Here is a 24,139-nt window from a genome sequence, read left to right as displayed (position 1 = left end):
GGATATAGCTTGAACGGTAACTAAAACACCCCGGCCGAAAGGCCTGGGGCGTGGGCACGATTACTCGTCGATCGAGGCCTGATAAGCCGCGGCGTCCAGCAGGTTCGCCAGCTCGCCTTCGTCGGAGGCTTTAATCTGGAACAGGAAGCCGTCACCGTAAGGTTCGCTGTTCACCAGCTCCGGGGAGCTTTCCAGCTCGGCGTTCACCGCCACGATTTCACCGCTGATTGGCGCGTAGATGTCCGACGCCGCCTTGACGGATTCCGCCACGGCGCAGTCTTCACCGGCGGCGACTGTGCGGCCCACTTCCGGCAGATCGACAAACACCATATCGCCCAGCAGTTCCTGCGCGTGTTCGGTGATGCCTACGGTGTAAACGCCGTTACCTTCTGCGCGAACCCACTCGTGAGAGGATGCGTATTTCAATTCTGTTGGCACATTGCTCATCGCCGGTTACTCCTTCGAAGAAATAAAAGAATCAATCAATAAAAAATCAATTTGTCAGCGGCTTGCCGGCGCGAACGAAACCGGGCTTGGTCACTTTGACCGGCATCTCGCGGTTGCGGATCTGCACGATGGCCTGCTCGCCGATGCCCGCCGGCACGCGCGCCAGCGCGATGCTGAAGCCCAGCGTCGGGGAGAACGAACCGCTGGTGATCACGCCTTCGTGGGTTTGCCCCGCCGCGTCGGTGAAACGCACCGGCAGCTCATTACGTAATACGCCTTTTTCCGTCATGATCAAGCCGACCAGTTGCTCGGTGCCCTGCTCGCGCTGTTGTTCCAGCGCTTCGCGGCCGATGAAACGGCGATCTTCCGGCTGCCAGGCGATGGTCCAGCCCATATTGGCGGCCAGCGGCGAAACGCCTTCATCCATCTCTTGCCCGTAGAGGTTCATGCCCGCTTCCAGGCGCAGGGTGTCGCGCGCGCCCAGACCGGCCGGCTTGACGCCCGCGGCCAGCAATTTTTGCCAGAAATCCGCCGCCTGCTCTTTCGGCAGCGCGATCTCATAGCCGGCCTCGCCGGTGTAACCGGTGGTGGCGATGAACAGCTCGCCGGCCTGCACGCCGAAGAATGGCTTCATGCCTTCGACCGCGCTTTTTTGTTCCGGGGTGAACAGGGTGCCGGCGCGCTCTTTGGCCTGCGGGCCCTGCACCGCGATCAGCGCCAGATCGTCTCGCACCGTCAGCGCGACGCCATACGGCGCGGCGTGCTCTTCGATCCAGGCCAGGTCTTTGTCGCGGGTGGCGGAGTTCACCACCAGGCGGAAATAGTCTTCAGTGAGGAAATAAACGATCAGGTCGTCGATCACGCCGCCGGAGGCATTCAGCATGCCGGTGTACAGCGCTTTACCGGGTTGGGTCAGTTTGGCGACGTCGTTCGCCAGCAGGTAGCGCAGGAACTCGCGGGTGCGAGCGCCGTGCAGATCCACGATGGTCATGTGAGACACGTCGAACATGCCGGCATCCTGACGTACCGCGTGGTGCTCATCGAGCTGCGAGCCGTAGTGCAGCGGCATCATCCAGCCGTGAAAGTCTACCATGCGCGCACCGCACGCCACGTGCTGGTCGTACAGTGGGGTTTGCTTTGCCATCTTTTCCCTCTTTCCACTCGTCGCTAGAAGTTAGGGTGCTGCCACGCAATGCGGCGGAGCCTGGCTCGCGGCCCGATCGCCATGGCGCACTGACTGCTCAACACAAATGCTGCGCCGGGACGGGCGAAAACTGCGTGCAACCGCCGTGACGCAAACGATACCTTTCCCCCGAACTTATCACCGAACGACCACATTAACCATAAGTTAAAATAGGCTCATCGCCGTTCCGGGGCGGTAAAATGCCGGGCTAGTGTGCAGAGTTTTTCACTGGAAAAATGCGCCTTAAGGCACAAAATTAACAATTAAAGCGGCAAAATGCCGAACTTATATAACAAACCTATGGCCGCACATGGGATCCGGACTTTTGATAACCGAACATGGAATTAGAAAAAGTAATGATAAAAAGCGGCTGAAATTAGATTATTTCAAATGAAGGGTTATATAAGGAAACGCGATGGCATAAAGCGAGAAGCGCGAGCCCGCTGCGGGCTCGCAGAAGGCAGGTGTCAGGCAAGCCACTCGGGCAGATCGTTCAGGCCCATCGCCTGACGCACCAGCTTAGGCTTGACGCCAGGCAGGCTGTCCGCCAGCCGCAGCCCCACGTCGCGCAGCAGCTTTTTGGCCGGGTGGTTGCCGTCGAACAGTTCGCGGAAACCCTGCATGCTGGCCAACATCACCGCCGCGCCGTGTTTGCGGCGGCGCTCATAGCGGCGCAGATAGAGGTGCTGGCCAATATCCTTGCCCTGCCGCTGCAGGCGGCGCAGTTCGGAAATCAGCTCGGCGGCGTCCATAAAGCCCAGATTCACGCCCTGTCCGGCCAGCGGATGCACGGTATGCGCCGCATCGCCCACCAGCGCCAGGCGGTGCGCCGCGAAGCTGCGCGCATAGCGGCCGGTCAGCGGGAACGCCAGCCGTTCACTTTCCAGGCTGCAGGCGCCCAGACGCATATCGAAGGCCATCGCCAGTTCGCGGTTGAATTGTTCCGGCTCCAGCTGCTTGAGACGCTCAGCGTCTTCCGGCGCGACCGACCAGACGATGGAGCTCAAATGCGGATCGCTGAACGGCAGGAACGCCAGAATGCCGTCGCCGTGGAAAATTTGCCGCGCCGTAGCCTGATGCGGCTCTTCGGTGCGGATGGTGGCCACCAACGCGTGGTGGCGATAGTCCCAGAAGGTCAGCGGGATATCGGCATGCTGGCGCAGCCACGACTGGGCGCCGTCGGCGCCAATCACCAACCGGGCGGTCAGCATACGGCCGTCCTCCAGCGTGATGAAGGCGTCATTCTCGCCCCACGCCACCTGCTTGAGCGCGGCCGGGGTAATCAGCGTGATGTCCGACAGGCTTTCGGCGCGCTTCCACAGCGCCTGCTGGATCACCGAATTTTCGATGATGTGGCCGAGATGGCTGAAACCGCACTCGTCGCCGCGGAAGGCGATTTTGCCGAAGCTGTCGCGATCCCACACTTCCATCGCGTTGTAGGCGCTGGCGCGCTGCTGGAGGATGTCGTCCCACACGCCGATATGCTGCAGCAAACGCTCGCTGGCGGCATTGATGGCGGAAACGCGCAGCGCAGGCTGCTCCGACGGCGGCGCCATATCCGGCTGGCGCTGCTCCAGCACCGCCACGCGCAGCCCGCTGCCCTGCAGGCCGCAGGCCAACGCCAGCCCCACCATACCGCCACCGGCGATAATCACGTCAAATGATTGCATGCTGCTCGATTTCCTTAAATAACGCGCGACGCCTTGCCACGCCGCGTTTTTGGGCGCGCCACAGGGCGCCCGATTCTGTGTCTAACGTTCTACCCAGCCCAATGTGCGCTTGGCGAAGGCGTCGCGCACCGCCGGCAAACGCGCCATCGCCATCAGCCCCAGATTGCGGCCGACCACCAGCGGGGCATAACGGTTGGCGAACAGGCGAATCAATCCGTCGGTCACGCCGATCGTCGCCTGCTGATCGTTTTGTCGCCGCTGCTGATAGCGGCTCAGCAGCGCATAACCGCCGGCGTCTTCGCCGCTGTTCATCGCTTCCGCCAGCGTTTCCGCCAGCGACATCACATCGCGCAGACCAAGGTTGAACCCCTGCCCGGCGATCGGATGCAGCGTCTGCGCCGCGTTGCCCACCAGCGCCAGCCGGTGGCTGACATGACGATCGGCGGTTAGCAGGCCAAGTGGATAACTGTGCCGCTTACCGGCCTTGAGGATGCGCCCCAGCCGCCAGCCGAAGGCCTGTTGCAGCTCGGCGATAAAACGCGCGTCGTCCCAGGCATCCACCCGGGCGCGATCTTCGCGCGCATGGCACCACACCAGCGAACTGCGCCCCTGTGACATCGGCAACAGCGCCAGCGGCCCATAACGGGTAAAGCGCTCGAAAGCTCGCCCCTGCGGATCTTCCGCCGTGGTGACGTTGGCGATGGTGGCGAACTGCGGATAGTCCTCCTGCCGCCACTGCACGTTGCAGGCCTGCGCCAGCGCCGAACGCGAGCCGTCGGCCGCCACCAGCAGCTGCCCGCGCAGACGCTGGCCGTTGTCCAGCAGCACTTCCGCCCGCTCCGCGGTGCGAATCACGTCCACCACCCGCGCGGGGCAGTGCAGCGTGACGCCCGGCGCCTTCGCCAGCAGCGCGAACAGCCGCTGCCCGGCGTCGTGCAGTTCGATCACCTGGCCGAGCGCATCGACCTGATAATCCTGCGCCTGCAGATTAACGAAACCGGCGTGACCGCGATCGCTGACGTGCACCTGAGTGATCGGCGTGGCGCAGTCGCGCAGCGCCGGCCAAACGCCGATGCGCGCCAGCTGTTGGCAGGTGCCCTGCGCCAAAGCGATGGCGCGGGCGTCAAAGCCAGGATGGCTGCGGTCGTCCGGCCGGGTCGCCTCGACCAAATCCACCGCCATTTTTCCCTGAGTAAGCGACGAAATGGCCAGCGCCAACGTCGCGCCCGCCATCCCGCCGCCAACGATAATAACGCTCATGCTACGACCTTGCCGCCGCCATCAAGGCCTCGATGGCATCGGCGTCTTTCACCACGGTGGCGGTCAGGTTTTCATTGCCGTCGGCGGTGATCACGATGTCGTCCTCGATGCGGATGCCGATGCCGCGGTATTCCTCCGGCACGTCCGCATCCGGCGCGATATACAGCCCCGGCTCCACGGTCAGCACCATGCCCGGCTCCAGCAGCCGATCGCGGCTCGGCGTGCCGTAGTGGCCAACGTCGTGCACGTCGAGACCCAACCAGTGGCTCAACCCGTGCATAAAGAACTGACGGTGAGCCTGCTCGGCGATCAATTGATCGACTTCACCTTTCAATACGCCCAGCTCCACCAGCCCGACCACCATGATGCGCACCACTTCGTCGTTGACTTCGCGGATGCTGGTGCCGGGCTTAAACAGCTCCAGCGCACGCTGCAGCGACGCCAGCACGATATCGTACACCGCGCGCTGCGGCCGGCTGAACTTGCCGTTGACCGGGAAGGTGCGGGTGATGTCGCCGGCATACCCCTGGAACTCGCAGCCCGCGTCGATCAGCACCAGATCGCCGTCGCGCATCTGGCTCTCGTTCTCGGTGTAGTGCAGGATGCAGCCGTTTTCGCCGCTGCCGACAATGGTGTTGTAAGACGGGTAGCGAGCGCCGAGGCGGGTGAACTCATGATGAATTTCCGCTTCCAGCTGATATTCGAACATGCCCGGGCGGCATTTTTCCATCGCGCGGGTATGCGCCAACGCGCTGATCTCACCGGCGCGGCGCATCACCGTCAGCTCTTCCGGCGATTTGAACAGCCGCATATCGTGCAGCCACGGCCGCCAGTCGGTCACGGTGGCAGGCGCCTGCAGATTCTGGCGGAACCCCTTGCGCAGCTTGTCCAACGCGCCGAACAGGATCTGATCGGCATAGGCGTATTCGCCCTGCGCGTGGTAGACCGCATCCAGGCCGTTGAGCAGCAGGTGCAGTTGGTCATTGATTTCATCGAACGGCAGCGCGCGATCCACGCCCAGCTTTGCCGGTGCGGCGTCTTGCCCCAGGCGGCGGCCAAACCAGATTTCCGCCGTCAAATCGCGCACCCGGTTGAACAACACGCTGTGGTTGTGCGTTTCATCGCTTTTAATCAGCACCAGCACCGCTTCCGGCTCATTGAAGCCGGTCAGGTACCAAAAATCGCTGTTCTGCCGGTAGGGATAGTCTGAATCTGCACTGCGCGTCGTTTCCGGCGCAGAGAAAATAACCGCCGCGCTGGCCGGCGCCATTTTCGCCAACAGCGCCTGGCGGCGGTTGTTGAATTCCTGCTGAGTCATTACCTTCTCCTGAAATCATGCCATCCGCACCGCCGGCGGAGGGGCGATAGAACGTTTAGTGCAGCGTCGGTTTGATATTTTCCGGCGCCGTCGGTTTGTGACGGGTGAATTCGCCGTGGCACATGATGGCGGCGACCCGCACATACTCCGCCACTTCTTCCAACGACTGTTCCAATTCTTCCTGATCTTCGTCTTCGTCGTAGCCCAGTTGCGCGATGTTGCGCAGATCGTCGATCGCTTCACCGACTTCGTCTTTCACCTGAGCCAGCTTCGGCTGCATCATGCCCAGACCGAGCAGGAAGTGGTTGACCCAACCGGCCAGCGCGTCGGCGCGATCGAACACGCTGACGATCTCCCCTTCAGGCAGCATCAGTTGGAACAGGAATTCGTCATCTTCCAGCGTGTCACGCGTCGCTTCATACAGCTGCTGCAACGGTTGGCTGAGCGCCTGTGGGAAGGCGACGCCTTCGTTGGTCAGATCGTGCACCAGCGCCTGCCAGCCGGCGTCACGGCTGCCGCCACACAGCAGGCCGCTGATCAGGCCGTGCATTTCTGCCGCGGTCAACGCCACCGACTGCTGGTTGAGGGCCACGGTTAAAGATTGGTAACTTGGAAATGTATTCTGTATAGACATGCGCATTCGTCATCGTTGGCAGGATAAGTTCGTGTTATGCTACCACCAAGGTCCGTCGCTATACCAGATAAGCGCGACACCTCAGTGGCTAGTTATAATCGCGATGTGGCAGGTTTCACACTGCGCCGGCGGGTGACGGAAGTGCGGTAAATACGCATTTTGAAACCCTTTTTTGACTGGCAATGTGCGCCACAGTAGATTACAACCAGGTACTGAAAAAGGGGTTGTATCTTGGTACCGAGGTATATATAGTGGCGCCCGCTTTGACGGCCCGGCCAGGGCGGACAAGGCTGGCGCGAAATTTAGGCAGGAAGGTGGCATGTCTGCACAACCGGTAGATATTCAAATTTTTGGCCGCTCGTTAAGAGTCAATTGCCCGCCAGAACAACAAGATGCGTTGAATATGGCGGCGGACGATCTTAACCAACGGTTGCAAGATCTTAAAGTTCGCACTAGAGTCTCCAATACTGAGCAACTGGTTTTCATCGCGGCATTGAACGTCTGTCACGAACTTGCTCAAGAACGGTTGAAAACCCGTGACTATGCGTCCAATATGGAACAACGCATACGGATGCTGCAGCAGACCATTGAACAAGCGCTGCTTGAACAAGGTCGCATCTCTGAACGTCAGGATGCACAATTCGAATAACTTAAGTTGTTGAAATCACAGTTTTCAGCAACGAGTACAAAATTTCTCTGAGATGTTCGCCAGCGGGCCAGTCCCCTGAGCCGATATTTAGTACAAACAGAATGTGTTGCTCCGCGATCGGTGAGCACGCTCGGTGCGCCGAGAAGCCTTAAGATTGCGACGGCACGTTCACCTTGAACCATGGGTTCAAGGGTTACAGCCTGCGACGGCATCTCGGAGATTCCCCTTCTCAGCGGTTTATGTGTGCTGAACACCACACAGAGCAAGCCTGATACGATGCCTTTTCAACCCCAATTCGCGCAGCAGCGCCAAACCATTCGTCAACACATTCGCCAACGTCGGCGCGAGCTTACGCCGGGCCAGCAACGCTTTGCCGCAGAAAAGATAGCCGAACGCCTCGTCACGCATGAACGCATTCAGACGGCGCACAGCATCGCGGTGTTTTTGTCGTTTGACGGCGAACTCGATACCGGGCCGCTGATCGAACGGCTGTGGACGCTCGGCAAACGGGTTTACCTGCCGGTGCTGCATCCGTTCAGCCCGGGCCACCTGCTGTTCCTGCGCTATGCGCCGGAAACGCCGCTGGTGCGCAATCGCTTCAATATTCTCGAACCGCGCCTCGATGTGCGCAAGGTGTTGCCGCTGGGTGAACTGGAGGTGGTGCTGACACCGCTGGTGGCGTTCGATCATACCGGGCAGCGTCTGGGCATGGGCGGCGGCTTTTACGATCGCACCCTGCAAAACTGGCGCAGCGGCGGCCCCTATCCCATCGGCCTGGCCCATGATTGCCAGCAGGTGGAGCATCTGCCGACCGAACACTGGGATATCCCGCTGCCGGAAATCCTCACCCCGCTCTGCAGCTGGGCGTGGCACGAGCCAAAATAGCAAAAGGCCGGATCGCTCCGGCCTTTTTCGTTGCGGCATGCCGCCGAATCAGAACAGCAGGCGGGCGCGGATGGTGCCGTCGATGGCCTTCATGCGCTGCAGCGCGGCGTCGGCGCGCGCGGTTTCCGCTTCGATGTCGATCACCACATAGCCGATTTCCGGCCCGGTTTGCAGATACTGTGCGGCGATGTTAACCCCCTCTTCGGCAAAGATCTGGTTAATCTGCGTCAGCACGCCCGGACGGTTTTCGTGGATGTGCAGCAGGCGGCTGGCGTTCGGGCCATGCGCCGGCAGCGACACTTCCGGGAAGTTGACGGCGGACAGAGTCGATCCGTTGTCGGAGTATTTCGCCAGCTTGCCGGCCACTTCGTCGCCGATGTTCTCCTGCGCTTCCTGAGTGGAACCGCCGATGTGCGGCGTCAGCAGCACGTTGTCGAACTCACACAGCGGCGAGTTGAACGGATCGCTGTTGGTCGCCGGCTCTTCCGGGAAGACGTCGATCGCCGCGCCCGCCAGGTGATTGCTGGCCAGCGCGTCGCACAGCGCGGGAATATCCACCACGGTGCCGCGCGAGGCGTTGATCAGAATGGCGCCCGGTTTCATCAGCGCCAGTTCTTCCGCCCCCATCATATTTTTGGTCGATGGCGTTTCCGGCACGTGCAGCGTCACCACGTCGCTCATATTGAGCAGATCGGACAGATGGCGCACCTGCTGCGCATTGCCCAGCGGCAGCTTGTTCTCGATGTCGTAGAAGAACACCTTCATGCCCAGCCCTTCGGCCAGAATGCCCAGTTGGGTGCCGATATGGCCGTAGCCGATGATGCCCAGCTTTTTGCCGCGCGCCTCATAGGAGCCCACGGCCAGTTTGTGCCACACGCCGCGGTGCGCCTTGGCGTTGGCGGCCGGAATGCCGCGCAGCATCAACAGCAGCTCGCCCAGCACCATTTCGGCCACGGATCGGGTATTGGAGAAGGGGGCGTTGAAGACCGGAATACCGCGTTTGGTCGCCGCTTTCAGATCAACCTGGTTGGTGCCGATGCAGAAGCAGCCCACCGCCACCAGTTTTTCTGCGGCGGCGAACACCTCTTCAGTCAGATGCGTACGCGATCGGATGCCGACGAAGTGTGCATCGCGGATGGATGCCTTCAAAGATTCGGTGTCTAACGCACCCTTGTGGTATTCGATGTTGGTATAACCGGCGGCACGCAAATTATCGACCGTGCTCTGATGAACCCCTTCCACCAACAGGAATTTAATCCTGTCTTTCTCCAATGATACTTTTGCCATTTACCCGACCCTATGTTCAGACTTCAGAAGCGGCTGTGACGACACAGCTCCCATCCAACATAACAAAAATAACGCGGGCGGCAATACAAACGATTGCCTGCCCGGCAGGACAAGGCGCAGCGTTGATGGCGGTTTACGGCAGAAAATGCCATAGGGAAAGTTTTCGGCAGAAGCTTTGGGGAGTCAGTTTTCACAATGTGACATAAGTCACCAAATTTGCCGTTTTTCAGAAAAGATATTTTAACCGAAGAATTATGCGGCCCGGCACCGCCGGGCCACAGACGGCAGAAGCTTATTTGACCACTTTCACGCCTTCCGGGGTGCCGACCAGCGCCACGTCCGCGCCACGGTTGGCGAACAGCCCCACGGTCACCACGCCGGCGATGCCGTTGATCTTGTTCTCCAGCGCCACGGCGTCGGTAATGCTCAGGTTATGCACATCGAGGATCACGTTGCCGTTGTCGGTCACCACGTTCTGGCGATACTCCGGCAGGCCGCCGAGTTTCACCAGCTCACGCGCCACGTAAGAGCGAGCCATCGGGATCACTTCCACCGGCAGCGGGAACTTGCCCAGCACGTCCACCTGCTTGCTGGCGTCGACGATGCAGATAAATTTCTTGGCGATGGCGGCAATGATCTTCTCGCGCGTCAGCGCCGCGCCGCCGCCCTTGATCATCTGCATATGGCCGTTGATTTCGTCCGCGCCGTCCACGTAGATATCGAGCGAGTCCACTTCGTTGCTGTCGAACACGTGGATGCCGAGGCTTTTCAGCTTGGCGGTGGAGGCATCGGAGCTGGACACCGCGCCTTCGATCTGGTGCTTGATAGAGCCCAGCGCGTCAATAAAGTGGGCGGCGGTAGAGCCGGTGCCGACCCCGACGATGGTGCCCGGCGTCACGTATTCCAGCGCCGCCCAGCCCACCGCTTTTTTCAGTTCATCCTGCGTCATAATATGTCCCTTGCCTCTGTACGAAAACGTGTGCGTATTATAGGGTAAAACGCTGTTTTTCACGCCGGCAGGATCACACTTATTTACCGCAGCCCGCATTTTTACCCGCTTGGCGGCGAGCTGGGGGCGTGATTTTTCCACCTGCGCCATGCGTAAAATGTGGCATAGTGCCGGTATCATTCTAATTTAAGGGATATCTTTCCGATGAAACGCCCAGACTATCGTACGCTGCAAGCGCTGGACGCGGTGATCCGTGAGCGCGGCTTCGAGCGCGCCGCGCAAAAACTCTGTATCACGCAATCGGCGGTATCCCAACGCATCAAACAGCTGGAAAACCTGTTCGGCCAACCGCTGCTGGTTCGTACCGTGCCGCCGCGCCCGACCGAACAGGGGCAAAAGCTGCTGGCGCTGCTGCATCAGGTGGAGCTGCTGGAGGAAGAGTGGCTGGGCAACGACACCGGCGTCGATACGCCGCTGCTGCTGTCGCTGGCGGTCAACGCCGACAGTCTGGCGACCTGGCTGCTGCCGGCGCTGAAGCCGGTGCTGGCGGACTCCCCCATTCGCCTGAATCTGCAGGTGGAAGATGAAACCCGCACCCAGGAGCGGCTGCGCCGCGGTGAAGTGGTGGGCGCGGTGAGTATTCAGCCGCAGCCGCTGCCGAGCTGCCTGGTGGATCGGCTGGGGGCGCTGGACTACCTGTTCGTGGCCTCCAGCGGCTTCGCCGAGCGCTATTTCCCGAACGGCGTCACCCGCTCCGCGCTGTTGAAAGCGCCGGCGGTGGCCTTCGACCATCTCGACGACATGCACCAGGCATTCCTGCAGCAGAACTTCGATCTGTCGCCGGGCAGCGTGCCCTGCCACATCGTGAACTCATCGGAAGCCTTCGTGCAGCTGGCGCGTCAGGGCACCACCTGCTGTATGATCCCGCATCTGCAGATCGAAAAGGAGCTGGCATCCGGCGAACTGATCGATCTGACGCCGGGGCTGTACCAGCGCCGCATGCTGTACTGGCACCGCTTCGCGCCGGAGAGCCGCATGATGCGTAAAGTGACCGACGCGTTGCTGGAGCACGGTCACCAGGTATTGCGCCAGGATTAAAACGAAAAAAGGTTCGCCGCGGCGAACCTTTTCTTCAATACCACACCCTTACTGCGCGGCGTTACGCTGCAGCTCAAACACCACATCCACCTGATCGTCGAAGTGAATGCTTTGCTGTTCATAGGTTTGCGCCGCGTCGTTTTCCGCCGCCGCGCCGGCCGCCTTATACATCCGCGCCACCGGCATCGGCTGGTAGTTGGCGACCCGGTAGCGAATGCTGTACACCGGCCCCAGCTTGGCGTGGAAGCCCTTGGCCAGGGATTCGGCCTGCTGAGTCGCGTTCTCGATCGCTTTTTGCCGCGCCTGCTCGCGATAGACGTCCGGTTTGGCGACACCCAGCTCCACCGCGCGGATCTCGTTCAGGCCGGATTTCAGCGCGCCGTCCAGCAGCTCGTTCAGTTTGTCCAACTGGCGCAGGGTAACCTGCACCTGACGCACCGCCCGGTAGCCCTTCAGCACCGACTCGCCGGTTTTCAGGTAGTCATATTCCGGCTGGGTGCGCAGGTTGGCGGCGCTGATGTCTTTCTTCTCGATGTTGTTTTTCTGCAGGAAATCAAAGTACTGCGCCACGCGCTCGTCCACCTGCTTCTTCGCCTGGGCGGCGTCTTTGGAGGAAACGCTCACTTCGATCGCCAGGGTGGCGATATCCGGCGTGGCGTCCACGCTGGCGGTGCCGGAGGTGACGACGTGCGGCCCTTCAGGCACTTCAGCCGCCTGCAGCGCCATCGGTAACGTCCCTAATCCGACCATTGCGGCCATAGCCAATGCTTTTAGCTTCACAGTGTCTCCTTAATGACAGGCTGTCTCTGATCGCCGGCTTTTCCCTGCGAGAACCGCCGGATTCCTGGCATCAAACGTAGCATATCGCACGGCGTTTTGAATTCGGATTAGTGACAAATTCTTATAAATTTGCCCCCTGCCAGGCCAGCTGCAGCGCGATGCCCCACATCACCAGCCCGACCAGCGCATTGATGATGCGCTGCGCCCGCTGCGTATTCAGCCACGGCGCCAGCCAGGAGGCCAGCAGCGCCAGGCCAAAGAACCACACCGCCGACGCGCTGACCGCGCCAAGCGCGAACCAGGAGCGGACATCCGCCGTCAGCTGTCCACCCAGGCTGCCGAGCACCACGAAAGTGTCCAGATAGACGTGCGGATTCAGCCAGGTGACCGCCAGCATGGTGACCACGATGCGCCAGCGGCTCTGCGCCAACTCCTGCGCCGCGGCCTGCGCCGGTTGCGGGCTGAAGGCGGAACGGAACGCGCCCCAGCCGTACCACAGCAGAAACGCCACACCGCCCCAGGTGACCAGCGCTAACAGCAGCGGCGAGCGGGTCAGCAACGCGCTGCCGCCGAAAATACCGGCGCAGATCAGCACGATATCGCTCAGTGCGCACAATGAGGCGATCATCAAATGATACTGACGGCGAATGCCCTGATTCATCACGAATACATTCTGCGGGCCCAGCGGCAGGATCATGGCGGCGCTCAGGGCAAAGCCCTGCAGGAAGACGGCTAACATGGGAGATTCCTCGAATGATAAAAGGCGCCGGACGTGGGCGCGTATCGGTTAACACGCGCATCATACGAGGAAGCGATCATTAGGTGAAATTGATGTTTCTAATCCAGCATCAGAAGCACTAATACTCAAATCGGCGTGACGAACCCCAGCTCCTGCGAGATGCGTTGCGCGGTGGCCAGCACCGGTTTGATCAGGCTTTTGACGCCGATCTGCTGCAGCTTGGCGGTCGGCAGAGAAACAGACACCGCATAAGGCACGCGCTGTTGAATATCGAACACCGGTGCCGCCACGCAGGAGACCCCCAGCTCGTTTTCCTCGCGATCCATCGCCAAGCCGCGCTGGCGAATATCGGCCAGTTCCTCATACATCTTCGGCAGCTCGGTAATGGTATTGCGCGTCAGCGTCTGAATCTCCTGCTGGTGAGTCTGCCAGTAGTGAGCCGGATAATCGTCGTTGCCGTAGGCCATGAAGATTTTACCCATCGCCGAACAGTACAGCGGCATATGCTGGCCGATATAGGCGCGAGTGCGCATCATGCCGGTGGTCGGCTCCAGCTTGTAGATCAGGATGACGTGGTCGTCTTCGCGGCTGGAGAAGTTGACCGTCTCCCCCACTTCCAGGTTCAGCTGCTCCAAATGCGGCGCAGCCACGTGGATGATGTTGAGTGACGACAGCGCCTTCTGGCCGATGGAAATGAACTTGGTGGTCAGGCGGTAACTGCCCGGCGACGGCGCCTGGGTCACATAGCCGCTGGTGTGCAACCCCTGCAGCAGACGATGCACCGTGCTCTTGTTCATGCCGGCCAGCTCAGACAGATGCGCCAGTGGGCACCCGTTGGGAAAATTGCTCAGGATCTCAATCAACTGCAAACCGCGGAACAGGCTTTGGCTGCCCAGCGGTTTGTCTTTCTTGTCATCTTTCTCGTCGACGGCTTTCAGGCTCATAGCGAAAATCTCTCCAGTGTCGAACCGCCAACCGGCGCTGCGGCGAAGTCAGCAGGCTCTTTGCCGGGCATGTTACCCCAAGGCCCGCATCAGGTGAAGACGGAACGCCGTTTCATTGTCCGCAGCGGGCCAAAAATCCGCAATATTTCCCCCGCATTGAAGTGAGCCATCGGTCACACTTCCGCAAAGTAAAAAATAACCCATTGTTTAATAACAGTAATTAAAACCTCATCGCCTTTGATTTAGCGCAACGAACGTCATATTATTTTTGAAATTGAATTTCGCATATTGAAATTTAAAGACCAGATACTCACCAGCGGTTTAGCTGATTTGCCCGGCATCTTCGCACGGGCGCAACACCAGGGGCGCATCACATGACTATCGATAATGCGGCACAACCCATCCTTACCCTCAGCCACATCGTCAAACGATTTGGCGGCAACGTGGCGGTCAACGACGTCAGCCTGCAGGTGATGCCGGGCGAAGTTCTGGCGCTGCTGGGCGAAAACGGCGCCGGCAAATCGACGCTGATCAAAGTGCTGGCAGGCGTCTACCCGCGTGACGGCGGCGATATTCGCTTTCAGGGCGCAAGCATCGCCTCCGCCGCCGCGATAAAAAGCGCCAGCCGCCAGCCGATCGCCTTTATTCATCAGGATCTCGGCCTGATCGAATGGATGACGGTGGCGGAAAACATGGCGCTGGTGATGGGGTTTCCCCGCCGCTTTGGGTTGATCGACTGGCGCGCCATTCGCCGCCGAGCGGCGCAGGCGCTGCAAGACGTCGGCATCGCGCTCGATCCCGATGCGCGCGTCTTCGAACTGTCTCGCACCGAAAAATCGCTGCTGGCGATCGCCCGCGCGGTGGCGGTCAACGCCGAGCTGCTGGTGCTGGATGAACCGACCGCCTCCCTGCCCGCCAACGACGTGCGTCATCTGTTCGCCGTGATCAACCGGCTGCGCGCCAAAAAGGTCGGCATGATTTATGTCACCCACCGTCTGGACGAAGTGATCGAAATCGCCGATCGGGTCTGCGTGATGCGCGACGGGCGCTATGTCGCCGGCGGCCACACCGCCGACTACTCGCTGCGCGATCTGGTGCAAACCATCGTCGGCGAAGCGATGGCGGACGATCAGCGCAAACCGCTGCCGGAGCATCGTCCGCCGGTGCTGCAGCTCGATAGCGTCACGGTGGGCGACATCGGCCCGGTGAGCTTCGAGTTGCAGCCGGGCGAGATGCTGGCGTTGGCCGGCCTGCGCGGGGCCGGGCAAGAAGAGATTGGCCGGCTGCTGTTCGGGTTGCGTCAGGCCGACGGCGGCGCGATTCAGTTTCGCGATCGGCCCTATCTGGCGAGCTCCCCGCAGCAGGCGATGGCCTGCGGCGTTTCACTGGTGGCGGGCGATCGCACCGGTGAAAGCCTGGTGATGTCGATGAGCGTGCGTGAAAACCTGTTTATCAACCCCTGCGCCAGCGGCCACCGGCTGCTCTCCCGCTACGGGCGGCGAGCGGAGATCGGCGCCAGTTGGTGGAAGGTGCAGCTGTTCGACGTACGCCCCAAGGACGTCAATATCGATATCAGCGCGCTGTCCGGCGGCAACCAGCAAAAGGTGGTGATGGCGCGCTGGATGCACCTGGGGGCGCCGCTGCTGATCCTGGAAGATCCCACCGCCGGCGTGGACGTCGGCGCACGAGCGGAAATCTACCACCTGTTGAATAAATCCCTGGCGGAAGGCGTGGCGGTGCTGGTGATCTCCAACGATTTCGAGGAGATCGCCCATATTTGCAACCGCGCGCTGGTATTCAACCGCGGGAAAGTGGTCGGCGAATTGAAAAATCAACAGGTGTCATTCGCCAATTTATTGGAGCTGGCCTCCGCCAGCACCGGGGAAAGCGTCGCAATCACGTCAGAATCCGAGGTAGGCCATGTCTAAAACATCCGTTAAATCAACCGCGCTGGAGCAGCGCGTCAGCCTGGCGCAGGACGGCGCCGGCCCGTGGCTGATGCAGGTTCTCACCCGCTATGGCCTGCTGCTGCTGTGCATCGCGCTGGTCGTGCTGTTCTCACTGCTCACCCCCTCCTTCGCATCGATGCTGACGCTGCAGGCGATCCTGTCGAGCAAGGCCAAAATCGCCCTGTTGGCGCTGGCGGCGACCATCCCGATGATCGTGGGCAAGATCGATCTTAACGTCGGCTTCGGCATTGTGCTGTGGCACATCCTGGCGATCACGCTGCAGGTGGAATACGGCTTCTCCTGGCAGATGGCGGTGCTGACGGTGCTGGCGATTTCGGCGCTGTACGGGTTGCTGAACGGCATTCTGGTGGCACTGGCCGATATCGACAGCTTCGTCGCCACCCTCGGCTCCGGCACCGTACTGTACGCCATTGCCCTGTGGCACTCCGGCGGGCGGCAGATCGTCGGCGACTTGCCGGATGCCTTTATCGCGCTGCACCACACCGAGATCGCCGGCATTCCGATCGTGGCGTTTTACGTGCTGATCGTCGCGGTGGTGCTCTGGCTCATCACCGAACATACCCCGCTCGGCCGCTGCATGTATGCGGTGGGCGGCAACCCGGCGGCGGCGCGTCTGAACGGCATCTCGGTCAATCGCTTTACCATCGGCGCCTTCATCGCCTCCAGCGTGCTCACCGGTTTCAGCGGCGTATTGATCGCCGCCGAACAGGGCGTCGGCCAGGCCAGCGTCGGCATGGACTATCTGCTGCCGGCGCTGGTCGGCGCCTTCCTCGGCAGCACCACCATTCGCCCAGGGCGCGTCAACGTCTGGGGCACCGTGGTCGGCATCGCCATTCTGGCAATCGGCATCGCCGGCATTCAGCAGTTCGGCGGCGAATTCTGGGTCGAGCCGCTGTTCAACGGCGCGACGCTGTTGCTGTCGATCACCCTGGCCGGCTATGCCCAACGCCGTCGGCTGCTCAATCAGAAAGCGGTACAACGCAGCCAGGCGACGCCGGCTGACAACAACAACAATCAGACAGCGACCCACCCTTAAACCAGGAGCACACCATGAAACGCATTTGGCTGTTACCGGGGTTCACGACCTTGCTGCTCGCCGCATCGCCGGCCTGGGCCGACGCCTATCTCGATCAGGCCACCGCCGCCGTCGCGAAGGCCACCGCCAGCGCCACCCAGTGGGACGGCCCCACCAGCGGCCCGCAGCTGCAGGCCAACAAGAAGATCATTTTTATCGCCTCCGACATGAAGAACGGCGGCGTGCAAGGGGTGCAACAGGGGTTGAGCGAAGCGGCGAAAGCCGCCGGCTGGAGGCTGGAAACGCTCGACGGCGGCGGCTCGGTGAAAGATCAGCTGGCATCGCTCAATCAGGCCATCGCCCAGAAACCGGACGGCATTGTGATCGGCGGCTGGAACCCTAACGTCGCCAAGATCCCGCTGAAAAAGGCCGTACAGCAGGGCATCGTGCTGACCGCCTGGCACGCGGTGCCGGAACCGGGCCCCATCGCCAAATACAACGTGTTCTATAACGTCACGTCGGATTCCAACGAAGTGGCGCGCATCGCCGCGCAATACGCGGTGGTGCAGTCCGGCGGCAAGGCGAGCGTCTTGATCTTCACCGACTCGCTGTACCAAATCGCGTTGGACAAGGCCAACGTCATGAAAGAAGAGATCGCCAAATGCAGCGGCTGCACGCTGCTGGAATTCATCGACACGCCGCTGGCCGATACCGCCAACCGCATGCCGGCGATGACCTTCAGCCTGCTGCAGAAGTACGGCGACAAATTCCAATATGCGCTGGCGATCAACGATCTGTACTTCGACTTTATGGCTCCGGCGCTGAAGACTGCCGGCAAAGGCGGCAAGAACGCGCCTTACAACGTGTCGGCCGGCGACGGTTCGATCTCCGCTTACCAGCGTATCCGGTCAGGCGACAGCCAGTCGGCGACGGTGCCGGAGCCCTTGAAACTGCACGGTTGGCAACTGCTGGACGAATTCAACCGCGCCTTCGCCAAGCAGCCGCCTTCCGGCTACGTCACGCCGGCGCACCTGGTGACACGCGACAATATCGCCGCCGACGGCGGCGCCAATAACCTGTATGACCCGCAAAATGATTATCAGGGCCATTACAAAGCGATCTGGGGCGTGAAGTGAACGGCGGCATTCGGCATTCATTGCGCACGCACGCTCAGCTCGAGCGCTTGTGCTCACCGGCGATTTGGGCCGAAGGGCCGGTCTGGCTGCCGCAGGAGGATACGGTGGTGTTCAGCGACGTGAAAGGCAACCGCATGTTCCGCTGGTCGCGCCGGGGTGAGCTGGCCCTATACCGTTCACCGTCGCACTACGCCAACGGCAATGCGCGCGACGGCGAGGGGCGCGTGGTCAGCTGCGAACACGGGCGGCGCGGCATCAGCCGCACCGAAAGCGATGGCGAAGTGCGCCTGTTGATCGACCGCGTCGACGGCAAGCGCTTTAACTCGCCGAACGACGTGGCGGTGCGTTCCGACGGCACCCTGTGGTTCACCGATCCGCCCTACGGCATCATCGGCGACGAAGAGGGTTACAAATCGGAAAGCCAGGTGATCGGCTGTTACCTCTACAGCTTCGATCCGCGCGACGGTTCGCTAACTATTGCCGCCTGCGACCTGCAGCGCCCGAACGGCCTGGCGTTTTCACCGGATGAAAAGTGGCTGTACGTGGCGGACATGTCGATCGTGGATTTCCCGACGCTGGGCCGCCGCGAGCTGCGCGTCTATGCGGTCAACGGCCGCGAGCTGGAAGCCGGCCGCCATTTCGCGACGGTGGAGCCCGGTTTCCCAGACGGGTTCTGCGTCGATCGGGCCGGCAATCTGTTTTGCAGCTGCGCCGACGGCGTGCTGGTCTTTGATCCAGAGGGGCGACAGATCGACAAAATCAGCGTGCCGGAACGCGTCTCCAATTGTACCTTCGGCGGCCCGAACGGCGATGAGCTCTATATCACCGCCACCACCTCGCTCTACCGCATGGTGTTGAACACCCACGGTTAGCCGGGGTCTTGCAAGACGCAGGGTGGGTGTCGATCCGCCCTGCTTTGCCACGTCTGAAGCACGCCATCTCCACCAAAATGTGGCGGCGATCACAAAATCACCACTCAATTTTAACGTCATGTTTTTCATGAATAATTTTACTCCCCCTTGCTTTGACTTCCCTGAATCGCCGGGATAGCATTTATTTGAAATGCAATTTCGCATATTGAAATTTAGCGAACCAAAAACAGACGATTCGCACAGGCGGAGAACCGGCATGAGAGTGAGTTACAGCGAATTAAAACAGCAATTCAAACGCGTGCTGCTGGCGCGCGGCGTGGCGGAACATCTCGCCGACGACTGCGCCGGCATGTTCGCCGACACCACCGCCAGCGGCGTTTACTCCCACGGCGTTAACCGCTTTCCGCGCTTTATTCAGCAGCTGGACGCCGGCGATATCGTGCCGGACGCCGAACCCAGCAAACTGTTGTCTCTGGGGGCGATCGAGCAATGGGATGCGCACCAGGGCATCGGCAACCTTACCGCCCGCCGCATGATGGATCGCGCCATGCAGTTGGCCGACGATCATGGCATCGGCCTGGTGGCCCTGCGCAACGCCAACCACTGGATGCGCGGCGGCGGTTACGGCTGGCAGGCGGCGGAGAAAGGCTATATCGGCATTTGCTGGACCAACTCGATCGCCGTGATGCCGCCGTGGGGCGCCAAAACGTGCCGTATCGGCACCAACCCTTTGATCGTCGCCGTGCCGGGCAACCCGATCACTATGGTGGACATGTCGATGTCGATGTTTTCCTACGGCGCGCTGGAGCTGAACCGGCTGGCGGGCAAAACCCTGCCGGTGGACGGCGGCTTCGACAACGACGGCCATCTGACCCGCGATCCGGCCACCATCGAAGAGAATCGGCGCATTTTGCCGATGGGGTACTGGAAAGGATCGGCGTTGTCGATCGTGCTGGACATGATCGCCACCCTGCTGTCAGGCGGTGCCTCGGTGGCGGAAGTGACGGAAGATCACCGCGACGAATACGGCGTCTCGCAGGTGTTCATCGCGATTGAGATAGACCGGTTGATCGACGGCGACAGCCGCGATCAAAAACTGCAGCGCATCATGGATTACGTCACCAGCGCCGAACGGGACAACCCCGACGTCGCCATTCGCCTGCCGGGCCACAAGTTCCCGCGCATTCTGGCAGAGAACCTGCGCGACGGCATTCCGGTCGACGAACGAGTCTGGGCGCGCATTCAGGCGCTGTAACGGGAGGAGCATCATGATATTCGGCCACATCACCAACACCGCGCCCGAGCAGTACCCGACGCCGGTCGCCAACGCCGTCGCCTATTTGCAGCGCACCGATTTCAGCGTCTTGCCCGCAGGGCGCTATGAAGATCCCGCCACCGGCTACGTGGTGCAAGTGCTGGATCTGCATACCCAACCACCGGATGCGCTGCGCCCGGAAGTCCACCGGCAAAACGTCGACGTGCAGTTTCTGGTCAGCGGCACCGAACTTATCGGCGTAGCGGCGGACAACGGCGACAACGTCGTTCATCAGGAGCTGCTGGCGCAGCGCGACATCCTGTTTTATCAGGACGTGGCCGACGAATCCTGGCTCACGATGCGGCCCGGCAACTTCGCGGTATTTTTCCCACAGGACGTACATCGCCCGGCCTGCATTAACCAACGCCCCAGCGCGATACGCAAGGTGGTGGTGAAGATACCGCTGGCGTCGTTTAGCGCCAGATAGCCGCCACACCCGTAACGATAACAACACCGGTCCATGGGCCTGTGCGGGCGCCCCTGCGCCCAAATCAAGCAAAACAATAACGCCCGACCCTACAAAAAAGCGAACATCGAAAGAGGTCCTTATGAATACAGCCTCCGTTTCCGTCAGCCAAAGCCAGGCGATCCCCAAGCTCCGCTGGCTGAGGATCGTGCCGCCGATCCTCATCACCTGCATCATTTCTTACATGGACCGGGTCAACATCGCCTTCGCCATGCCCGGCGGCATGGATGACGAACTCGGCATCACCGCCTCGATGGCCGGGCTGGCCGGCGGCATCTTCTTCATCGGTTACCTGTTTCTGCAGGTGCCCGGCGGCAAGCTGGCGGTATACGGCAACGGCAAGAAATTCATCGGCTGGTCACTGTTGGCCTGGGCGGTGATCTCGGTGCTGACCGGGCTGGTCACCAACCAGTACCAGCTGCTGTTCCTGCGCTTCGCCCTCGGCGTTTCCGAAGGCGGCATGCTGCCGGTGGTGCTGACCATGATCAGCAACTGGTTCCCGGATAAGGAGCGCGGCCGCGCCAACGCCATCGTCATCATGTTCGTGCCGATCGCCGGCATTCTCACCGCCCCGCTGTCGGGTTGGATCATCACCGCCTGGGACTGGCGCATGCTGTTTCTGGTGGAGGGCGCTCTGTCGCTGGTCGTCATGGCGCTGTGGTACTTCACCATCAGCAACCGGCCCCAGGAGGCCAAATGGATCTCGCAGGCGGAAAAAGAGTATCTGGTAAAGACCCTGCACGACGAACAGCTGCTGATCAAAGGAAAAACGGTGCGCAACGCCTCGCTGCGCCGGGTGCTGGGCGACCGGATCATGTGGCAGCTGATCCTGGTGAATTTTTTCTACCAGACCGGTATCTACGGCTACACCCTGTGGCTGCCGACCATTTTGAAAGGGCTGACCCACGGCGATATGGAGCAAGTGGGCCTGCTGGCTATCTTGCCCTATATCGGCGCCATCTTCGGCATGCTGATCATCTCCACCCTCTCCGATCGCACCGGCAAGCGCAAAATCTTCGTCGCCCTGCCGCTGGCCTGCTTTGCCGCCTGCATGGCGCTGTCGGTGCTGCTGAAGGATCACGTCTGGTGGTCTTACGCTGCGCTGGTCGGCTGCGGCGTATTTATTCAGGCGGCGGCCGGGGTGTTCTGGACCATCCCGCCCAAATTGTTCAACGCCGAAGTGGCCGGCGGCGCGCGCGGCGTGATCAATGCACTGGGCAACCTCGGCGGCTTTTGCGGCCCGTATATGGTCGGCGTCCTGATCAGCCTGTTCAACAAGGATGTCGGCGTCTACAGCCTGGCTGCCTCGCTGGCGATCGCCTCCGTGCTGGCGTTGATGCTGCCCAATAAATGCGACCACAGTACGAGGAGCGAATGATGGAATATTGGCTGGGGCTCGACTGCGGCGGCACCTTCATCAAGGCGGGTTTATACGACCGCAGGGGCCATGAACACGGCGTTGCGCGGCGTAATCTGGCGATCGTCGCGCCACAGCCTGGCTGGGCCGAGCGCGATATGGCATCGCTGTGGCACACCGCCGCCGAGGTGATCCGTGAAGTGCTGTCCGCCAGCGGCGTCGTCGCCGGCGCCATCCAGGCCATCGGCATCTCGGCGCAGGGCAAGGGCGCGTTTCTGCTGGATAAACAGGGGCAGCCGCTGGGCAACGCCATGCTTTCTTCCGATCAGCGCGCGCTGGCGCTGGTGCAGGAATGGCAACGGCAGGGCGTGCCGCAAGCGCTGTATCCGCAAACGCGCCAAACGCTGTGGACTGGGCACCCGGTCTCGCTGCTGCGCTGGCTGAAGCGGCATCAGCCGGAACGTTACGCCCGCATCGGCAGCGTGCTGATGGCGCACGACTACCTGCGCTATTGCCTGACCGGCGAGCTGGCCTGCGAAGAAACCAATATCTCCGAATCCAACCTGTATCAGATGCGCAGCGGACGCTATGACCCGGCGCTGGCGCAGCTGCTGGGCATCGGCGACATCATGCCCGCCCTTCCGACGATTGTCGGTTCGGCCGATATCGCCGGGCGCGTCGCGGCAAACGCCGCGGCCATTACCGGCCTGCAAATCGGCACCCCGGTAGTCGGCGGGTTGTTCGACGTGGTGTCCACCGCGTTGTGCGCCGGCCTGCAGGACGAAACCCGGCTCAACGCGGTGATGGGGACCTGGTCGGTCACCAGCGGCATCACCGACGCCATCGTCGAGGGTTTCGATCATCCCTTTGTCTATGGCCGCCACGCCGAAAACGGCCAATACATCGTACACGAAGCCAGCCCCACTTCCGCCGCCAACCTGGAATGGTTCTGTCACCAATGGGGACTGCAGGACTACGACCAGCTTAACCGCTGGGTCGCCGCCCTGCCGAAAGCCGCCGGCGATCTGCTGTTCGCCCCTTTCCTGTATGGCTCCAACGCCGGCCTGGGGCTGAGCGCCAGCTTCTACGGCCTGCAGGCCTTCCACCAACGCGAGCACCTGGTGCAGGCGATCTACGAAGGCGTGGTGTTCTGCCACATGACGCACCTTAACCGCATGCGCCGGCGTTTCCCTGAGGCGCAGGCGCTGCGCGTGACCGGCGGCCCCGCCAAATCCCTCCCCTGGATGCAAATGTTCGCCGACGTCAGCGGCCTGCCGGTTGAGCTGCCGCAGGTGGAAGAAACCGGCTGTCTGGGCGCGGCGATGGCGGCCATGGTCGGCAGCGGCGTCTTCAGTGATTTCACCGCCGCCCAGCGCCGGCTGGCGCCGCGTATCGAGCGGCTGCTGCCAGATGCGGCCGCCGCCGAAGCTTACAACCACAAATACCAACGTTATCAGGCGCTGATTGCTGCATTGCAACATCTGCAGCCCGCCAACAAGGAGGCTCCATGAGCACGAAACCGCGCCTGCAGCTGGCGCTCGATCAAACCCGTTTGGATACGGCGCTGCGCACCGCCGAGACCCTCAGCCCCCATGTGGACATCATCGAGGCCGGTACCATTTTGTGCATCAGCGCCGGCATTCAGGCGGTTAGCGCGCTGCGCGAGCGCTGTCCGCAGCACACGCTGGTGGCCGATCTCAAGGTGGCCGACGCCGGTGCGACGCTGGCCGAGCAGGCCTTCGGCCAGGGCGCGGACTGGATGACCGTGATCTGCGCCGCGCCGTTGGCCACCATGGCCAGCGCGCGGGAGGTCGCCGAGCGTCACGGCGGCGAAATCCAGATCGAACTGTTCGGCCGCTGGACATTGGAGGATGCGCGGCAATGGCACGGCCTTGGCATTCGCCAGGCGATCTATCACCGCGGCCGCGACGCGCAGGCCAGCGGGCAAACCTGGGGCCGACAGGATCTGGATCGGATGAAGGCGCTGTCCGATCTGGGCATCGAGCTGTCGGTGACCGGCGGCATCACGCCCGCCGACCTGCCGCTGTTTAAAGAGATCGCCGTCACCGCCTTTATCGCCGGCCGCGCGCTGGCCGAGGCCGGCGATCCGCCGGCGGCCGCCAGGCAGTTCCGCGCCGCCATCGATGACATCTGGAGATCATGAT

The 24,139-nt window shown here is 61.5% G+C and carries 23 protein-coding genes and 1 other RNA gene; 13 read left to right on the top strand and 11 right to left on the bottom strand.

Annotated features, from left to right (window positions below):
- Positions 1–60 precede the first annotated feature (60 nt).
- The 6 genes from gcvH to MMS95_RS14175 all read right to left on the bottom strand — a co-directional run bounded on the left by gcvH (position 61) and on the right by MMS95_RS14175 (position 6,512).
- Complete coding sequence (gcvH, locus tag MMS95_RS14200; protein ID WP_004931633.1) at positions 61–447, bottom strand: glycine cleavage system protein GcvH; 387 nt, start codon at positions 445–447, stop codon at positions 61–63.
- A 46-nt stretch (positions 448–493) separates the two neighbouring features.
- Positions 494–1,591, bottom strand: a complete 1,098-nt coding sequence (gcvT, locus tag MMS95_RS14195; RefSeq protein WP_004931631.1) for a glycine cleavage system aminomethyltransferase GcvT — start codon at positions 1,589–1,591, stop codon at positions 494–496.
- Between the two features lie 506 nt (positions 1,592–2,097).
- Positions 2,098–3,300 (bottom strand): FAD-dependent 2-octaprenylphenol hydroxylase, encoded by a 1,203-nt coding sequence (ubiI, locus tag MMS95_RS14190; protein ID WP_004931629.1) that lies wholly within the window; start codon positions 3,298–3,300, stop codon positions 2,098–2,100.
- An 81-nt stretch (positions 3,301–3,381) separates the two neighbouring features.
- Positions 3,382–4,560 (bottom strand): 2-octaprenyl-6-methoxyphenyl hydroxylase, encoded by a 1,179-nt coding sequence (gene ubiH / locus MMS95_RS14185; protein WP_242141794.1) that lies wholly within the window; start codon positions 4,558–4,560, stop codon positions 3,382–3,384.
- Between the two features lies 1 nt (position 4,561).
- Positions 4,562–5,878, bottom strand: coding sequence for a Xaa-Pro aminopeptidase (gene pepP, locus MMS95_RS14180; protein ID WP_242141793.1), 1,317 nt, complete (start codon positions 5,876–5,878; stop codon positions 4,562–4,564).
- A gap of 55 nt (positions 5,879–5,933) precedes the next feature.
- Positions 5,934–6,512, bottom strand: coding sequence for a YecA family protein (locus MMS95_RS14175; protein WP_004931622.1), 579 nt, complete (start codon positions 6,510–6,512; stop codon positions 5,934–5,936).
- Between the two features lie 319 nt (positions 6,513–6,831).
- Here MMS95_RS14175 and zapA point away from each other — a divergent pair, with 319 nt between their 5' ends.
- From zapA to MMS95_RS14160, 3 genes are all read left to right on the top strand, one after another.
- Complete coding sequence (gene zapA / locus MMS95_RS14170) at positions 6,832–7,161, top strand: cell division protein ZapA (RefSeq protein WP_004931621.1); 330 nt, start codon at positions 6,832–6,834, stop codon at positions 7,159–7,161.
- Positions 7,162–7,202: 41 nt separating this feature from the next.
- A non-coding RNA gene (gene ssrS, locus MMS95_RS14165) (6S RNA) lies at positions 7,203–7,385 on the top strand.
- A 52-nt stretch (positions 7,386–7,437) separates the two neighbouring features.
- Positions 7,438–8,046 (top strand): 5-formyltetrahydrofolate cyclo-ligase, encoded by a 609-nt coding sequence (locus tag MMS95_RS14160; protein WP_015378987.1) that lies wholly within the window; start codon positions 7,438–7,440, stop codon positions 8,044–8,046.
- Positions 8,047–8,094: 48 nt separating this feature from the next.
- On the opposite strand, the gene serA is transcribed toward MMS95_RS14160, so the two are convergent.
- Both serA and rpiA read right to left on the bottom strand, forming a co-directional pair.
- Positions 8,095–9,333 (bottom strand): phosphoglycerate dehydrogenase, encoded by a 1,239-nt coding sequence (gene serA, locus MMS95_RS14155; protein WP_004931617.1) that lies wholly within the window; start codon positions 9,331–9,333, stop codon positions 8,095–8,097.
- Positions 9,334–9,625: 292 nt separating this feature from the next.
- Positions 9,626–10,282 (bottom strand): ribose-5-phosphate isomerase RpiA, encoded by a 657-nt coding sequence (gene rpiA / locus MMS95_RS14150; RefSeq protein ID WP_004931614.1) that lies wholly within the window; start codon positions 10,280–10,282, stop codon positions 9,626–9,628.
- A 204-nt stretch (positions 10,283–10,486) separates the two neighbouring features.
- On the opposite strand from rpiA, the gene MMS95_RS14145 reads away from it, so the two are divergent.
- Entirely contained in the window at positions 10,487–11,380 is an 894-nt protein-coding gene (locus tag MMS95_RS14145) for a LysR family transcriptional regulator ArgP (protein ID WP_004931613.1), read from the top strand.
- Positions 11,381–11,428: 48 nt separating this feature from the next.
- Here the strand turns inward: MMS95_RS14145 and MMS95_RS14140 are convergent, their stop codons facing one another.
- The 3 genes from MMS95_RS14140 to MMS95_RS14130 all read right to left on the bottom strand — a co-directional run bounded on the left by MMS95_RS14140 (position 11,429) and on the right by MMS95_RS14130 (position 13,843).
- Entirely contained in the window at positions 11,429–12,160 is a 732-nt protein-coding gene (locus MMS95_RS14140; protein WP_004931607.1) for an oxidative stress defense protein, read from the bottom strand.
- Positions 12,161–12,281: 121 nt separating this feature from the next.
- The gene (gene argO, locus MMS95_RS14135; protein WP_004931603.1) at positions 12,282–12,899 is read right to left on the bottom strand and encodes an arginine exporter ArgO; all 618 of its coding nucleotides are present in this window, start codon (positions 12,897–12,899) and stop codon (positions 12,282–12,284) included.
- A gap of 125 nt (positions 12,900–13,024) precedes the next feature.
- Positions 13,025–13,843, bottom strand: a complete 819-nt coding sequence (locus MMS95_RS14130) for an IclR family transcriptional regulator (protein WP_033632146.1) — start codon at positions 13,841–13,843, stop codon at positions 13,025–13,027.
- Between the two features lie 374 nt (positions 13,844–14,217).
- Between MMS95_RS14130 and MMS95_RS14125 the strand changes: the two genes are divergently transcribed.
- From MMS95_RS14125 to ulaD, 9 genes are all read left to right on the top strand, one after another.
- A complete protein-coding gene (locus MMS95_RS14125; RefSeq protein WP_033632145.1) occupies positions 14,218–15,771 on the top strand; it encodes a sugar ABC transporter ATP-binding protein in 1,554 nt (517 codons plus the stop codon).
- Positions 15,764–16,849, top strand: coding sequence for an ABC transporter permease (locus MMS95_RS14120; protein WP_103086245.1), 1,086 nt, complete (start codon positions 15,764–15,766; stop codon positions 16,847–16,849). Before MMS95_RS14125 ends, MMS95_RS14120 begins: the two co-directional genes overlap by 8 nt.
- 14 nt (positions 16,850–16,863) lie before the next feature.
- Entirely contained in the window at positions 16,864–17,964 is a 1,101-nt protein-coding gene (locus MMS95_RS14115; protein WP_033632144.1) for a substrate-binding domain-containing protein, read from the top strand.
- Positions 17,961–18,836: an SMP-30/gluconolactonase/LRE family protein gene (locus MMS95_RS14110; protein WP_242141792.1), complete on the top strand. Its 876-nt coding sequence runs from the start codon at positions 17,961–17,963 to the stop codon at positions 18,834–18,836. The genes MMS95_RS14115 and MMS95_RS14110 overlap by 4 nt, the downstream gene beginning before the upstream one ends.
- A 256-nt stretch (positions 18,837–19,092) precedes the next feature.
- On the top strand, positions 19,093–20,091 hold the full coding sequence (gene yiaK / locus MMS95_RS14105; RefSeq protein WP_016930017.1) for a 3-dehydro-L-gulonate 2-dehydrogenase: 999 nt from the start codon (positions 19,093–19,095) through the stop codon (positions 20,089–20,091).
- Between the two features lie 13 nt (positions 20,092–20,104).
- Entirely contained in the window at positions 20,105–20,578 is a 474-nt protein-coding gene (locus tag MMS95_RS14100) for a YhcH/YjgK/YiaL family protein (RefSeq protein ID WP_156866481.1), read from the top strand.
- 121 nt (positions 20,579–20,699) lie between these two features.
- A complete protein-coding gene (locus tag MMS95_RS14095) occupies positions 20,700–21,995 on the top strand; it encodes an MFS transporter (protein ID WP_016930019.1) in 1,296 nt (431 codons plus the stop codon).
- Positions 21,995–23,485, top strand: coding sequence for an FGGY-family carbohydrate kinase (locus MMS95_RS14090; protein ID WP_099982739.1), 1,491 nt, complete (start codon positions 21,995–21,997; stop codon positions 23,483–23,485). Before MMS95_RS14095 ends, MMS95_RS14090 begins: the two co-directional genes overlap by 1 nt.
- Positions 23,482–24,138, top strand: coding sequence for a 3-keto-L-gulonate-6-phosphate decarboxylase UlaD (ulaD, locus tag MMS95_RS14085; RefSeq protein ID WP_099982740.1), 657 nt, complete (start codon positions 23,482–23,484; stop codon positions 24,136–24,138). The genes MMS95_RS14090 and ulaD overlap by 4 nt, the downstream gene beginning before the upstream one ends.
- Position 24,139: the final 1 nt, after the last annotated feature.

It is taken from the genome of Serratia sp. PGPR-27 (genome assembly GCF_022678525.1).
Lineage (GTDB): Bacteria > Pseudomonadota > Gammaproteobacteria > Enterobacterales > Enterobacteriaceae > Serratia > Serratia nematodiphila.
The sequence above is the reverse complement of the archived record's forward strand: the minus strand, read 5'-3'. Positions and strand labels throughout refer to the sequence as shown.

Coding starts and splice junctions, on each gene's coding strand:
- gcvH (WP_004931633.1), bottom strand. CDS start 447: ATGAGCAATGTGCCAACAGAATTGAAATACGCATCCTCTCACGAGTGG.
- gcvT (WP_004931631.1), bottom strand. CDS start 1,591: ATGGCAAAGCAAACCCCACTGTACGACCAGCACGTGGCGTGCGGTGCG.
- ubiI (WP_004931629.1), bottom strand. CDS start 3,300: ATGCAATCATTTGACGTGATTATCGCCGGTGGCGGTATGGTGGGGCTG.
- ubiH (WP_242141794.1), bottom strand. CDS start 4,560: ATGAGCGTTATTATCGTTGGCGGCGGGATGGCGGGCGCGACGTTGGCG.
- pepP (WP_242141793.1), bottom strand. CDS start 5,878: ATGACTCAGCAGGAATTCAACAACCGCCGCCAGGCGCTGTTGGCGAAA.
- MMS95_RS14175 (WP_004931622.1), bottom strand. CDS start 6,512: ATGTCTATACAGAATACATTTCCAAGTTACCAATCTTTAACCGTGGCC.
- zapA (WP_004931621.1), top strand. CDS start 6,832: ATGTCTGCACAACCGGTAGATATTCAAATTTTTGGCCGCTCGTTAAGA.
- MMS95_RS14160 (WP_015378987.1), top strand. CDS start 7,438: ATGCCTTTTCAACCCCAATTCGCGCAGCAGCGCCAAACCATTCGTCAA.
- serA (WP_004931617.1), bottom strand. CDS start 9,333: ATGGCAAAAGTATCATTGGAGAAAGACAGGATTAAATTCCTGTTGGTG.
- rpiA (WP_004931614.1), bottom strand. CDS start 10,282: ATGACGCAGGATGAACTGAAAAAAGCGGTGGGCTGGGCGGCGCTGGAA.
- MMS95_RS14145 (WP_004931613.1), top strand. CDS start 10,487: ATGAAACGCCCAGACTATCGTACGCTGCAAGCGCTGGACGCGGTGATC.
- argO (WP_004931603.1), bottom strand. CDS start 12,899: ATGTTAGCCGTCTTCCTGCAGGGCTTTGCCCTGAGCGCCGCCATGATC.
- MMS95_RS14130 (WP_033632146.1), bottom strand. CDS start 13,843: ATGAGCCTGAAAGCCGTCGACGAGAAAGATGACAAGAAAGACAAACCG.
- MMS95_RS14125 (WP_033632145.1), top strand. CDS start 14,218: ATGACTATCGATAATGCGGCACAACCCATCCTTACCCTCAGCCACATC.
- MMS95_RS14120 (WP_103086245.1), top strand. CDS start 15,764: ATGTCTAAAACATCCGTTAAATCAACCGCGCTGGAGCAGCGCGTCAGC.
- MMS95_RS14115 (WP_033632144.1), top strand. CDS start 16,864: ATGAAACGCATTTGGCTGTTACCGGGGTTCACGACCTTGCTGCTCGCC.
- yiaK (WP_016930017.1), top strand. CDS start 19,093: ATGAGAGTGAGTTACAGCGAATTAAAACAGCAATTCAAACGCGTGCTG.
- MMS95_RS14100 (WP_156866481.1), top strand. CDS start 20,105: ATGATATTCGGCCACATCACCAACACCGCGCCCGAGCAGTACCCGACG.
- MMS95_RS14095 (WP_016930019.1), top strand. CDS start 20,700: ATGAATACAGCCTCCGTTTCCGTCAGCCAAAGCCAGGCGATCCCCAAG.
- MMS95_RS14090 (WP_099982739.1), top strand. CDS start 21,995: ATGGAATATTGGCTGGGGCTCGACTGCGGCGGCACCTTCATCAAGGCG.
- ulaD (WP_099982740.1), top strand. CDS start 23,482: ATGAGCACGAAACCGCGCCTGCAGCTGGCGCTCGATCAAACCCGTTTG.